The sequence below is a fragment of the Fictibacillus sp. BK138 genome, from assembly GCF_004216955.1.
In the GTDB taxonomy this organism is placed as follows: Bacteria; Bacillota; Bacilli; order Bacillales; family Fictibacillaceae; genus Fictibacillus.
In genome coordinates this window covers 1-12,831 of the sequence record NZ_SGXL01000001.1, presented here as the reverse complement: position 1 = coordinate 12,831, position 12,831 = coordinate 1, and the positions used below count along the sequence as shown (strand labels likewise).

The following is a 12,831-nucleotide window of genomic DNA, read 5'->3' as shown; positions in this document are numbered from 1 at the left end:
CTCATCTCAATTATTTATTGTCTCTTTTTTCAGGCACGAGGTCAACGCCCCCGGGATGAAAAGGATGGCACTTTAAAATCCGGATAACCGTCAGCCAAAGTCCTTTTATTGCACCGTGCTGCCTGAAAGCTTCTATACCGTAATGCGAACAAGTCGGATAAAAGCGGCATGAAGGCGGAGTCATCGGTGAGATCCACCGCTGGTAAAAACGTATAATCCCTATAAATAAGGATTTCACTTCTTACACCCTCTTTTTAAAAACATTCGCTCGGTTTAATACGTGAAGCAAGCTTTTTTCAATCTCATGAAAATCCATATTCGCTGTCGGTATTCTCGCAATAACAACATAATCCCTGCCTGGCAGCAATTGTTCGCTGTATTTATGAAAAATCTCTTTAACCGAGCGCTTGATGCGATTACGCGTAACAGCTTTTCCTACCTTTTTACTGACAGACAGACCAATGCGAAAAACGTCTTGATCCTCTTTTTTTAAGCTGTATATAACAAATTGGCGATTAGCCGTTGATTTTCCTTTTTTGAAGACTTCTTGAAATTCCTCATTTTTTTTGATGCGCTGCTCTTTCTTCATTCCATTTAACACTCCATCAATTTAAGCAATCTCATTCCATTGTCCTGCGATCTCTTCCAGTATCGGTTTAATTTAGTTTTGTAAAACATGGTTTAGACAAAAACTGAATGATTCTTTACTAAAAAATTCAAAACGGAATGAGCGGATAGGTCTATAAAAGTAAAAAAAGACCACTGATGTCAGTGGCCTATGCGGATAACACTTTTCTTCCCTTTTGACGACGGCGAGCTAGAACTTTACGTCCGTTCTTTGTAGCCATACGTGCACGGAAACCATGTACCTTCTTACGCTTACGGTTGTTCGGTTGAAATGTAGGTTTCATGTATATTACACCTCCCTGAGGATATCTCTTATAAAAGACAGTCTAATAAAGTATAATGACTGACCTATTCATTTGTCAAGGTAGTTTTTGTTTTAGGTTGTTTTTGTGTTTCCTATGCTTCGTTGTTCTTGAATGTGGTTGACCTCCGTTCCAAGTGCTTCGCTTTCCGCGGGGCAGGCGGTGAGCCACATTCTTAACGTTTCACTTTTAAGTGTCTCACCTGCCCGCCTGTCCCGCAGGAGTCTCGCACCTTCCACTCCAATCAACTTGCCAATGAAGGTAAATGATAAAAAAATCCCAGTCTGCATTAATTTTTTAGAACAGATCCTCGCTTAGTTAAATCGCCAAAACTATGTAAAAGAAAACTTCAAAAGCAATTCATGTCATTCTACAACGCTCTCCAAATTCTTTATCCTCTTGCCTGTGGACATCTTTTTCGACACGTTTTTCATTATCCACACCAATTATCGACATCTTTTACACAAAATCTTGTGTTGTGGACAACTTCTTTACACAAGGTATGGGCGTTGTGGATAAGTAACAATAATCCGTTGCCAAGCTTGCTTTTTTTTGATATGCTTGTTGTGTTTTAACTCGTTAATAACATCTCAGTTGTACAAAGTTATTCACATGCTGTGGATAAAGTTGTGGACAGTTTGAATTCACTGTTAAAAAGGTTGTCCACAAACACTGTATGGCTGTTTATAATCCTATTATCTACTATATTAATTATCATTCACATATCATGTGGACTTTTATTTTTATGCATAGGTATTCACTGCATGTACAAACCTTAAACAACAGGGAAAACGACTGCTAAAATAGGATGACTTAAAAGAGATAAGGGGGGTAAATTGGTTGGAAAACATTAATGACCTATGGTCCAAAGCACTTGCGGCTATAGAAACAAAAGTTAGTAAGCCCAGCTTTGAAACCTGGTTAAAATCAACAACAGCTCATGCTTTGCAAAATGATACGCTTGTTATAACAGCACCTAATGAATTTGCACGCGATTGGCTGGAATCAAGGTATGCTGGCATTATTTCAGAAACCTTGCTGGACGTTACTGGGGCGGCATTGGATGTAAAGTTCATCATTCCACAAAATCAGTCAGAAATAGATTTAGACTTAGAGCTGGCGATGAAAAAGGCACCTAAAACGCCAAATGAACCTCATGAAGAAGTATCACAAAGTATGCTAAACCCAAAGTATACGTTCGACCGGTTTGTAATCGGTTCTGGAAACCGCTTCGCGCATGCTGCATCACTAGCTGTAGCAGAAGCACCGGCGAAAGCTTACAATCCGCTATTTATCTATGGTGGAGTTGGGTTAGGAAAAACGCATTTGATGCATGCGATCGGACATTATGTACTGGAACATAATCCAGGGGCAAAAGTTGTTTATTTGTCATCAGAAAAATTTACAAATGAATTTATAAATTCTATTCGAGATAATAAAACCGTTGAATTTCGCAATAAGTTCCGTAGTGTGGACGTGCTTCTTATAGATGATATTCAATTCCTTGCGGGAAAAGAACAGACTCAAGAGGAATTTTTCCATACATTCAATGCACTGCATGAAGAAAGCAAACAGATCGTGATCTCGAGTGATAGGCCTCCAAAGGAGATCCCAACATTAGAGGACAGACTCCGTTCACGTTTTGAATGGGGGTTGATCACGGATATTACGCCGCCAGATCTGGAAACAAGGATCGCAATTCTGCGGAAAAAGGCGAAAGCTGAAGGCCTTGATATTCCAAATGAAGTGATGCTTTATATCGCGAATCAAATTGATACAAACATACGTGAACTTGAAGGTGCACTTATACGAGTTGTAGCTTATTCTTCCTTAATTAATCAAGATATGAACGCAGATTTGGCTGCAGAAGCACTGCGTGATATTATACCGTCAGCAAAACCAAGAACTCTTACCATTCATCATATACAAGAAGTAGTCGGCAAACATTACAACGTTAAGCTCGAAGATTTCACGGCGAAAAAAAGAACAAAATCCGTTGCTTTTCCAAGACAGATCGCTATGTACCTCTCACGTGAGCTAACGGATAACTCACTTCCTAAAATCGGGGAAGAATTTGGAGGCCGTGATCATACAACGGTTCTTCATGCACATGAAAAGATTTCAACATTGCTTATTACAGATCAAGTGCTGCAAAAGAAAGTACAAGAAATTCATGATCAGTTAAAATCGATCTAAATAGCAACCTTGAATACTGTGAATAACTACTGTTGCTTTATACACAGTCTGTCCACATGTGGATAGGCTGTTCTATCTTTGTTTGAGCGGGTTATCCACACATTCACAGCGCCTAGTACTATTACTACTATTTTTTTAAAAGATTTTAATTAATATTAGGGGGGTAAAACAATGAAAGTTAAGATTCAATTAAACCAATTGATTGAAGCAGTTCAAGATGTCATGAAGGCAGTCTCTTCACGTACAACAATTCCGATTTTGACAGGAATAAAAATGGAAGTGACTTATGAAGGTGTGCACTTAACTGGTAGTGATTCTGATATTTCCATTGAAAGATTGATACCGATTGAAGAAGGAGATCTTGTACATATTGAGGTAAAACAAGAAGGTAGTGTTGTTCTTCCAGCACGCTATTTCTCAGAAATCGTTAAAAAACTTCCTAATGATTCAGTAGAGATCGAAGTTGGAGAGCGTTTTGAAACAACGCTGCGATCAGGTGCATCTGAATTCAGCTTATTGGGACTTGATCCAGAAGAATACCCGCGTCTGCCACAGATTGAAGAGAATCTTGTTTTTGAAATCCAAAGCGATCTCCTTAAAACAATGATCCGCCAAACTGTCTTCGCGGTGTCCACCTCAGAAACACGCCCTATCTTAACAGGTGTGAATTGGACATTATCTGATGGTTTACTTAACTGTATTGCAACAGATAGCCACAGATTAGCAGAACGTAAGATGCCAATTGATTCACAAGCGGAAGAGTTATCTTTTCAAAACGTAGTGATTCCAGGAAAGAGCTTAAACGAACTTTCCAAGATTCTGGATGAATCTGCAGAGAAAGTACAAATTGTTGTTACGAACAATCAAATCTTGTTTAAAGCAAAGAACATTTTGCTGTTCTCACGATTATTGGATGGAAACTACCCTGACACATCAAAATTAATTCCATCTGAGAGCAAGACAACATTTGTTTTAAAAACAAAAGAGTTCTTGCAAGCAATCGACCGAGCTTCTCTATTAGCAAGAGAAGGAAGAAACAACGTAGTTAAACTGGCAACGCTCGACAACAAAACGATTGAACTTTCATCGAATTCACCTGAGATCGGTAAAGTTTTTGAACATATGATCGCTGAAGACATCGAAGGGGAAGAACTTAAGATCTCTTTTAATGCAAAATATGTAATGGAGGCACTTAAGGTTATGGATTGTTCTGAAATAAGCATTCTTTTCACAGGTGCTATGAGACCGTTCCTTATCCAGCCTGTTTCAGATGACACGATCCGCCAGTTAATCCTGCCGGTAAGAACTTACTAAAATATAAAGCTGCCGGATGACCGGCGGCTTTCTTTTCTTTTTCTAAGAGTCTCGTTTTTTGGAGAAACTAGTAAGAAAAGATTTTTTCTAAAAGATTGTGGTCTGAAATCTTGTTTATTCATTTTCATCATTGACCGGTTGATTGGAGTGCAAGGTGCGAGACTCCTGCGGGATCAGCGGGACAGGTGAGACCCCGTATGCGCGAAGCGATAGGGAGGCTCACCGCCCGCCCCGCGGAAAGCGAGTGCCTGGAACGGAAATCAACCACTTTCAAAGGCAGCACAGAAAATGTCCAGGAGGTTTTTGAAATGGAAAACGTAAAGATTAATACAGAATTTATTACGCTTCAGCAGCTGCTGAAAACAACCGATGTCATCCAGTCGGGCGGCATGGTAAAATGGTATTTAGCAGAACATGAAGTTCTTGTGAACGGAGAACATGAAACACGCCGAGGGAAGAAATTATATGCGGGTGATGTCGTGTCCATTCCAGATATAGGAGAGTTCAAGGTAACAACGGAATAGGGGGTATCCCTTTGCATATTGAAGAGCTTTATCTGAGGAACTACCGCAACTATAAAGACCAGTCTTTAAGCTTTGAAAATAAGGTCAATGTTTTCCTTGGCGAAAATGCGCAGGGTAAAACGAATGTCATGGAATCGATCTATGTTTTGGCCATGGCGAGATCTTATCGGACGTCAAAAGATAAAGAGTTAATAACTTGGGACGAAGAATATGCTAAAATAGAGGGTAGCATCAAAAAGAAAAACAGTTCTTTTGATTTGAGCCTCGTCATTTCACAAAAAGGAAAAAAAGCGAAAATCAGCCGCATTGAACAGCGACGTTTAACAGATTATGTCGGTCATTTTAATGTGGTCATGTTTGCACCTGAGGATTTAAATCTTGTAAAAGGCAGTCCGCAGGTGCGTCGTCGTTTTATTGACATGGAAATCGGACAGGTAAACGCAGTTTATTTGAACGATCTATCGGTGTACCAGAAGATCCTGTCTCAGCGAAATTCTCTTTTGAGAGACATGTATCGCAATAAGAGCACGGAAAATATGACGATGCTTGAGATATTAACAGAACAGCTTATAGATAAAGCGGCAAGGATTACATTGAAACGCATGAAGTACATGGAGAAGCTGCAAGGATGGGCAGAACCGATCCATCATGGCATATCGAGAGGGCTAGAAAGCTTAAAAATTCATTACAAACCTGCCGTAGAGGTATGCGAAGAGCCCGATTTGTCGAAAATGATAGAAGCGTTTCATTCGAAATTTGGTAAAATAAAAGAAAAAGAGATTGAACGGGGTACATCATTGTTTGGACCCCATCGGGATGATCTGCTGTTTTCGGTAAATGGGAAAGATGTACAAACATTTGGTTCTCAAGGACAGCAGCGCACGACAGCACTTTCACTGAAGCTCGCTGAGATTGATTTAATTCATTCAGAAGTTGGAGAGTATCCTGTTCTGCTGCTGGATGATGTACTTTCTGAATTAGACGACTTCAGGCAATCTCATCTGTTAAATACCATCCAAGGTAAAGTTCAAACCTTTGTTACTACGACCAGTGTTGAAGGAATTCATCATGAAACATTGATCAAGGCAGCAACCTATCAAGTTCATTCAGGCTCCATAGAACGTTTGAAATGAGGTGAGGGATTTGCTTTTGCATTTAGGTGATGAAGAAGTTATTCATTCTAAAGATGTACTAGCTATATTGGATATTAATGCGTTAAAGACTTCTGAGCTTGCGAAGGAATTTCTTAAAAAGCATGAAAAGAATCAGACATTAACCGATCTGAGCGGGAATGCTGCAAAATCCGTAATTATTACTGACAAAACGATTTATTTGTCTCCCCTTTCTGCCTCAACGTTAAAAAAGAGAGCCTCTGATCGCCTCGAACTTGAAAATGGCTGGAATATAAAATAAAGGTTTTATAAATAAAGCGTTTTTAAACCGGAATGAAGGTGAACCAATTGACGACTGAACAAAAGTTAGAACATCAGCAAAATTATGATGAAAGCAATATCCAGGTACTCGAAGGACTTGAAGCTGTACGTAAACGTCCTGGGATGTATATTGGTGCAACAAATGTACGCGGTCTGCACCATCTTGTATGGGAGATTGTCGATAACTCAATCGATGAAGCGTTAGCAGGATACTGTGATACGATCCGCATTACGATTGAAGAGGATAACAGCATCACTGTAGAAGACAATGGACGTGGTATTCCTGTTGGTATGCATGAAAAAATGGGAAGACCTGCACTGGAAGTTATCATGACTGTGCTCCATGCCGGCGGTAAATTCGGCGGCGGCGGATATAAAGTATCAGGCGGTCTTCATGGTGTTGGTGCATCCGTAGTTAACGCGCTGTCCACAATGCTTGAAGTTACCGTATCCCGTGATGGGAAGCTTCATTATCAATCATATGAGCGTGGTATACCGACTGCCGATTTGAAAATCATCGGTGAAACAGATAAGACAGGTACGCGCACACACTTTAAGCCAGACCCAGAAATTTTTACTGAATCATTAGAATATGATTTCCCTACTCTCTCTAATCGTATTCGTGAACTTGCATACTTGAACCGTGGTCTTCGGATTATTGCAGAAGATAAACGCGGCGAAGAGCCTGAAGTGAAGGAATATCACTATGAGGGCGGCATTAAGTCCTACGTTGAACATATTAACCGTACACGTGAAGTCCTTCATGAAGAGCCGATTTTTGTCGAAGGTGAAAAAGACGGCATCTCTGTTGAAATCGCGTTCCAATACAATGACAGCTATGCAAGCAATATTTATTCTTTTGCAAACAACATCAACACTCACGAAGGCGGAACGCACGAATCTGGTTTCAAAACAGCTCTGACTCGTGTGATCAATGATTATGGGCGAAAGAATAACTTGTTTAAAGACAACGACACGAATCTTACAGGTGAAGATGTCCGTGAAGGGTTAACAGCGATTATTTCGATTAAGCACCCTGATCCGCAGTTTGAAGGACAGACGAAAACGAAGCTAGGAAACTCTGAGGCAAGACAGATCACTGAGTCTATTTTCTCTGAGACGTTCTCATCGTTCATGCTTGAGAATCCAGTTGTAGCGAAGTCGATTGTTGAAAAAGGAATGATGGCGCTGCGTGCCCGTGTCGCTGCTAAAAAAGCGCGTGAACTTACACGCCGCAAGAGTGCATTAGAAGTTTCTTCATTACCGGGGAAATTAGCAGACTGCTCTTCTAAAGATGCAAGTATATCTGAACTGTACGTAGTTGAGGGTGACTCTGCCGGCGGATCAGCTAAACAGGGACGAGACCGTCATTTCCAAGCGATCTTGCCTCTTCGCGGTAAAATTATTAACGTTGAAAAAGCAAGGCTGGACAAAATTCTATCAAATAACGAAGTCCGTGCTATCATTACGGCTTTAGGTACAGGGATCGGCGACGAGTTTGATATTACAAAAGCCCGTTACCATAAGATCATCATTATGACAGATGCCGATGTCGATGGAGCACACATCCGTACGCTGCTACTGACATTCTTTTTCCGCTACATGCGTCCGATCATTGAGCATGGCTACATCTATATCGCTCAGCCGCCGCTTTATAAAGTGCAGCAAGGAAAGCGTATCGAGTATGCTTACAATGATAAAGAACTTGAAAAATTATTGGCTGAACTTCCGCAAGTTCCAAAGCCGCAGCTGCAGCGCTATAAGGGTCTTGGTGAGATGAATCCAACCCAGCTGTGGGAAACGACAATGGATCCGGAAACACGTACATTGCTTCAAGTGGAAATGAAAGATGCAATGGCTGCTGACGAAACGTTTGAGATCTTGATGGGAGATAAAGTAGAACCACGCCGTGATTTCATTCAAGAAAACGCACAGTACGTTAAGAATTTAGATATCTAATTAAGTTTCAGCATTTACATTAAGGTGCTGAAGCTGAACATAGAAAATGCTGAAGCTGGACAAGGTCCAGTTTCGGTTCGTTTAAAAGCCGAATTAGTGGCTTTAAAAACCTGTTTTTCTAGAGGTTATGGAGGTAAAAATGAATGTCTGAAATGGAACGTTCCCGGGTTAAAGAAATAAATATTAGTACGGAAATGAAAACATCGTTCATGGACTATGCCATGAGCGTTATCGTCAGCCGTGCACTGCCAGATGTACGTGATGGATTAAAGCCTGTTCACCGGCGTATTCTTTATGCCATGAACGATCTTGGTATGACAGCGGACAAAGCTTATAAAAAGTCTGCGCGTATCGTGGGTGAAGTAATCGGTAAGTATCACCCTCACGGCGACTCTGCTGTATATGATACGATGGTTCGTATGGCACAGGATTTCAACTTCCGCCATATGCTCATCGACGGCCACGGCAACTTCGGTTCTGTCGACGGTGATGCAGCAGCAGCGATGCGTTATACAGAGGCGCGTATGTCCAAGATTGCCATGGAAATGGTTCGAGACATCAACAAAGACACGATCGGCTACAAAGATAACTATGATGGATCAGAACAAGAGCCAGTTGTATTGCCTGCGCGTTTTCCTAACTTGCTCGTTAATGGTGCAGCTGGAATCGCGGTTGGTATGGCAACGAACATCCCTCCGCATCACCTTGGTGAAGTAATCGATGGAATTTTAGCATTAAGTGAAAATCCGGATATCACGATTCCCGAGTTAATGGAAATCATACCTGGTCCAGATTTTCCTACTGCCGGTGAAATCTTAGGACGTGAAGGAATCCGCAAGGCTTACCAAAACGGAAGAGGATCGATTATCATCCGTGCAAAAGCTGAAATTGAGGAAATGGCCAGCGGAAAGCAAGCGATCATCGTAACGGAGCTTCCTTACCAAGTAAACAAAGCTCGTCTTATTGAAAAAATTGCTGAACTCGTTCGTGATAAAAAGATTGAAGGTATCACAGACCTGCGTGATGAATCTGACCGAAACGGTATGCGTATCGTGATGGAGATCCGCCGTGATGCGAATGCAAATGTTATTTTAAATAATTTATATAAACAGACTGCTCTTCAGACAAGCTTTGGTATCAACATGCTTGCCCTTGTTGATGGGCATCCAAAAGTGCTTAACATTAAGGAATGTCTTTACCATTACCTGAAGCATCAGCAAGTAATCATTCGTCGCCGTACGGAATTTGATCTTAAAAAAGCTGAAGCGAGAGCTCATATTTTAGAAGGTCTGCGTATCGCGCTTGATCACTTGGATGAAGTCATCGCATTGATCCGTGGTTCCAGAACGACTGACGTTGCTCGTGAAGGGTTAATGGAGAAGTTCGAATTAAGTTATGAACAGTCTCAAGCGATTCTAGACATGCGCTTGCAGCGTCTAACAGGTTTAGAGCGTGACAAGATCGAGAACGAATATAGTGAATTGGTTGCTTTGATCGCTGAATTAAAAGCGATTTTAGCGGATGAAGAAAAAATTCTTGAAATTATCCGCACGGAACTTACTGAGATTAAAGAAAAATACGATAACCCAAGACGTACTGTTATTTCTGTCGGATTCAACAGTATTGAGGACGAAGATTTGATTCCGCGTTCCAATATTGTAATTACGCTTACGAATAAAGGCTATATTAAGCGCCTTCCAATCTCTACTTACCGTTCACAGCGACGCGGTGGTAAAGGGATTCAAGGAATGGGAACGAGTGAAGATGATTTTGTTGAACAGCTGTTTACAACCAATACTCATAATTACATCCTGTTCTTTACGAATAAGGGGAAAGCATACCGCTTAAAAGGTTACGAGATTCCTGAGTACGGAAGAACAGCAAAAGGGATTCCGATCATCAACCTGCTGCAGATCGAGCAGGGGGAAACAATTTCAGCTGTTATCCCTGTTGAGGATATGGAAAGTGATGAAATTTACCTTAACTTTATGACGAAACAGGGAATAACAAAGCGTTCTCCATTATCTGCATACAGCAACATCCGCAAAGGCGGTCTGTTTGCTATTAATCTTCGAGATGAAGATGAACTGATGGGAGTACGTTTAACTGACGGTACGAAGGACATTATCGTTGGTACAAAACAAGGAATGTCCATACGTTATCAGGAAACTGACGTAAGATCGATGGGACGAACAGCTACAGGTGTTAAAGCTATTACTCTAGGTGAAGATGATGCAGTTGTTGGAATGGAAGTATTGGATGAGTCACAAGATATCCTGATCGTTACAACAAGAGGTTACGGCAAACGGACACCGATGAGTGAATACCGTCTGCAGTCACGCGGTGGTAAAGGGATCAAAACGGTTAATATCACTGAAAAGAACGGTCCTGTCGTCACCTTAAAGACTGTTACGGATGAAGAAGACTTGATGATTATTACTGCAAAAGGGATCATCATCAGAATGAACATCTCTGGTATTTCGACAATGGGCCGAAATACGCAAGGTGTAAGATTGATGTCAATGAATGAAAGCAATCATGTTGCTACGGTTGCCGTTGTAGAACGAGAAGAAGAAACAGAAGACGAACTGTTAGATGAAAATGGTGAGCCTATCGTAACTGAAGGCGAAGAATCATCAGCTTCTGAGATTGATTCTGAACAAAACAATGAAGAGAATAACGAATAATTTCTTAAAAGAGGAAAATGAGTATACATTTTCCTCTTTTTTATATGTACAATTAAACTATGAATTTTCCGACAAAAGGAGTTTATTGTATGAAAGTTAAAACGAGTCAGGCGAAGATTGGCCAAATGCTAGTTCAAGATGTTTTCTCGATGACGAATCAGCCGATCGTTAATAAAAACACTGTATTAAATTCAGAACACTTAAGAGTACTTACTCGTTTTAATATAGAGGAGATTGATATCCTTCATGATTCAGGGCTCAACCCAAACAGCATGAAGGAAAATACAGCAGCTCCTGCAGCGAAACAAGAAGAGAAAACGTCTGTGCAGCTTAATAAAGAAGATATCCCTTCATTTCCGAGCATGTATTTGCAGACGGTCAAGCGCTATAAGCAATTGTTTACGAATTGGCAGTCAGGAAGCCCATTAGATATGCTGGAAGTTCGCCAGGCTGTTTTACAAGTACTTGAAGAAGGTTCAAATTTCCCTCGAGAAATTTTATTGCTGCATCACTATGCCACTAGCACGGATTATATTTATCATCATGCCATTTCTGTTGGGATCTTGAGCACATTTTTAGCAAAGAAGCTTAATTATTCAAACGGGGACTGTATTCAAATAGGTCTTGCTGGCGTTTTATCTGATTGCGGAATGGCAAAAGTTCAGCCGACTCTTTTGAAAAAAAGCGGCGCGCTTTCTCCTGCAGAGTTTGATGAGATAAAGCAACACACCATACACGGATATAACATGCTGAAAAAGATCCCCTCTATAAAAGAAGGTGTTTTACTCGGTGTTCTTCAGCATCACGAGCGGGAAGACGGTTCAGGGTACCCGTTAAAAGTTCTAGGAAGCAAACTGCATCCATTCAGTAAAATACTTGCTGTAGCAGATGTGTACCTAGCGATGACAGCTGAGCGTCCGTATCGAAGCAAGCAATCTCCATTCAAAGTACTCGAAATGATGATGAAGGATCAATTCGGCAAGTTCGATCATCAAGTCATTCGTGCACTGTTATCAGGATTATCAACCTTCTCTACAGGCAGCCGTGTAAAACTTACGAATCAAGAAGTAGGTGAAATCGTCTTTATAGAAGAAAGCCAGCCTACACGTCCGATGGTCAAATTAGACTCCAGTGGTGAATTCATCGCTTTAAAAACAAGGAATGATCTCTTTATAGAAGAGCTTTTATCTTAGGATAGAAGCTTTTTTGTTTTTAGGTATTGTAACCTGGCTCCATCCATGGTAGACTAATCAAGCTGTCTTAGGAACAGCGCTGCAACACTTTAAGTTGATAACGAGTTAAATTGAAAAAGTTTTAAAAAGTTATTGACTCTGACAGTTTAGCGTGGTATATTATTAAAGTCGCTAAAACAAGTGACGCAAACAAGTTCTTTGAAAACTGAACAAAAGCAAAGGTAAGGAATTAAGAATTAATTCCGTCAGTAACAAATGAGAGCAAGTCAAACACTTTTATGGAGAGTTTGATCCTGGCTCAGGATGAACGCTGGCGGCGTGCCTAATACATGCAAGTCGAGCGAATGATGAGGAGCTTGCTCCTCTGATTTAGCGGCGGACGGGTGAGTAACACGTGGGTAATCTGCCTGTAAGACGGGGATAACTCCGGGAAACCGGGGCTAATACCGGATAATAAGAAGAAGCGCATGTTTCTTCTTTGAAAGTCGGTTTCGGCTGACACTTACAGATGAGCCCGCGGCGCATTAGCTAGTTGGTGAGGTAACGGCTCACCAAGGCGACGATGCGTAGCCGACCTGAGAGGGTGATCGGCCACA

Annotated in this window: 11 protein-coding genes and 1 rRNA gene; 9 read left to right on the top strand and 3 right to left on the bottom strand. The window is 41.1% G+C overall.

What is annotated here, in order from left to right:
- Positions 1-10 precede the first annotated feature (10 nt).
- The 3 genes from yidD to rpmH all read right to left on the bottom strand — a co-directional run bounded on the left by yidD (position 11) and on the right by rpmH (position 911).
- Positions 11-238 (bottom strand): membrane protein insertion efficiency factor YidD, encoded by a 228-nt coding sequence (gene yidD, locus EV282_RS00060; RefSeq protein ID WP_077361018.1) that lies wholly within the window; start codon positions 236-238, stop codon positions 11-13.
- A gap of 3 nt (positions 239-241) precedes the next feature.
- Positions 242-589 carry a ribonuclease P protein component gene (rnpA, locus tag EV282_RS00055; protein ID WP_130292686.1) on the bottom strand — a complete coding sequence of 116 codons (348 nt, stop codon included), beginning with the start codon at positions 587-589 and terminating at the stop codon, positions 242-244.
- A 187-nt stretch (positions 590-776) separates the two neighbouring features.
- Positions 777-911 (bottom strand): 50S ribosomal protein L34, encoded by a 135-nt coding sequence (gene rpmH, locus EV282_RS00050; protein WP_007201576.1) that lies wholly within the window; start codon positions 909-911, stop codon positions 777-779.
- Positions 912-1,769: 858 nt separating this feature from the next.
- On the opposite strand from rpmH, the gene dnaA reads away from it, so the two are divergent.
- The 9 genes from dnaA to EV282_RS00005 form a co-directional block, all read left to right on the top strand.
- Positions 1,770-3,125 carry a chromosomal replication initiator protein DnaA gene (gene dnaA, locus EV282_RS00045; protein WP_130292684.1) on the top strand — a complete coding sequence of 452 codons (1,356 nt, stop codon included), beginning with the start codon at positions 1,770-1,772 and terminating at the stop codon, positions 3,123-3,125.
- A 171-nt stretch (positions 3,126-3,296) separates the two neighbouring features.
- Positions 3,297-4,439, top strand: a complete 1,143-nt coding sequence (dnaN, locus tag EV282_RS00040) for a DNA polymerase III subunit beta (RefSeq protein WP_130292682.1) — start codon at positions 3,297-3,299, stop codon at positions 4,437-4,439.
- Positions 4,440-4,747: 308 nt separating this feature from the next.
- Positions 4,748-4,963 carry a S4 domain-containing protein YaaA gene (gene yaaA / locus EV282_RS00035; RefSeq protein ID WP_077361026.1) on the top strand — a complete coding sequence of 72 codons (216 nt, stop codon included), beginning with the start codon at positions 4,748-4,750 and terminating at the stop codon, positions 4,961-4,963.
- Positions 4,964-4,974: 11 nt separating this feature from the next.
- Complete coding sequence (gene recF, locus EV282_RS00030; protein WP_130292680.1) at positions 4,975-6,096, top strand: DNA replication/repair protein RecF; 1,122 nt, start codon at positions 4,975-4,977, stop codon at positions 6,094-6,096.
- A gap of 10 nt (positions 6,097-6,106) precedes the next feature.
- Positions 6,107-6,376, top strand: coding sequence for an extracellular matrix regulator RemB (remB, locus tag EV282_RS00025; RefSeq protein WP_066294449.1), 270 nt, complete (start codon positions 6,107-6,109; stop codon positions 6,374-6,376).
- A 32-nt stretch (positions 6,377-6,408) separates the two neighbouring features.
- The gene (gene gyrB / locus EV282_RS00020; protein WP_130292678.1) at positions 6,409-8,355 is read left to right on the top strand and encodes a DNA topoisomerase (ATP-hydrolyzing) subunit B; all 1,947 of its coding nucleotides are present in this window, start codon (positions 6,409-6,411) and stop codon (positions 8,353-8,355) included.
- Positions 8,356-8,498: 143 nt separating this feature from the next.
- Positions 8,499-11,042 carry a DNA gyrase subunit A gene (gene gyrA, locus EV282_RS00015; RefSeq protein ID WP_130292676.1) on the top strand — a complete coding sequence of 848 codons (2,544 nt, stop codon included), beginning with the start codon at positions 8,499-8,501 and terminating at the stop codon, positions 11,040-11,042.
- Between the two features lie 89 nt (positions 11,043-11,131).
- On the top strand, positions 11,132-12,235 hold the full coding sequence (locus EV282_RS00010; RefSeq protein ID WP_130292674.1) for an HD-GYP domain-containing protein: 1,104 nt from the start codon (positions 11,132-11,134) through the stop codon (positions 12,233-12,235).
- 275 nt (positions 12,236-12,510) lie between these two features.
- Positions 12,511-12,831, top strand: a 16S ribosomal RNA gene (locus tag EV282_RS00005); the annotation flags it as partial.

Bases quoted from the DNA above. Each gene is read 5' to 3' on its own strand.
- rnpA (WP_130292686.1), bottom strand. From the start codon at position 589: ATGAAGAAAGAGCAGCGCATCAAAAAAAATGAGGAATTTCAAGAAGTC.
- yaaA (WP_077361026.1), top strand. From the start codon at position 4,748: ATGGAAAACGTAAAGATTAATACAGAATTTATTACGCTTCAGCAGCTG.
- EV282_RS00010 (WP_130292674.1), top strand. From the start codon at position 11,132: ATGAAAGTTAAAACGAGTCAGGCGAAGATTGGCCAAATGCTAGTTCAA.
- dnaN (WP_130292682.1), top strand. From the start codon at position 3,297: ATGAAAGTTAAGATTCAATTAAACCAATTGATTGAAGCAGTTCAAGAT.
- rpmH (WP_007201576.1), bottom strand. From the start codon at position 911: ATGAAACCTACATTTCAACCGAACAACCGTAAGCGTAAGAAGGTACAT.
- gyrB (WP_130292678.1), top strand. From the start codon at position 6,409: ATGAAGGTGAACCAATTGACGACTGAACAAAAGTTAGAACATCAGCAA.
- gyrA (WP_130292676.1), top strand. From the start codon at position 8,499: ATGTCTGAAATGGAACGTTCCCGGGTTAAAGAAATAAATATTAGTACG.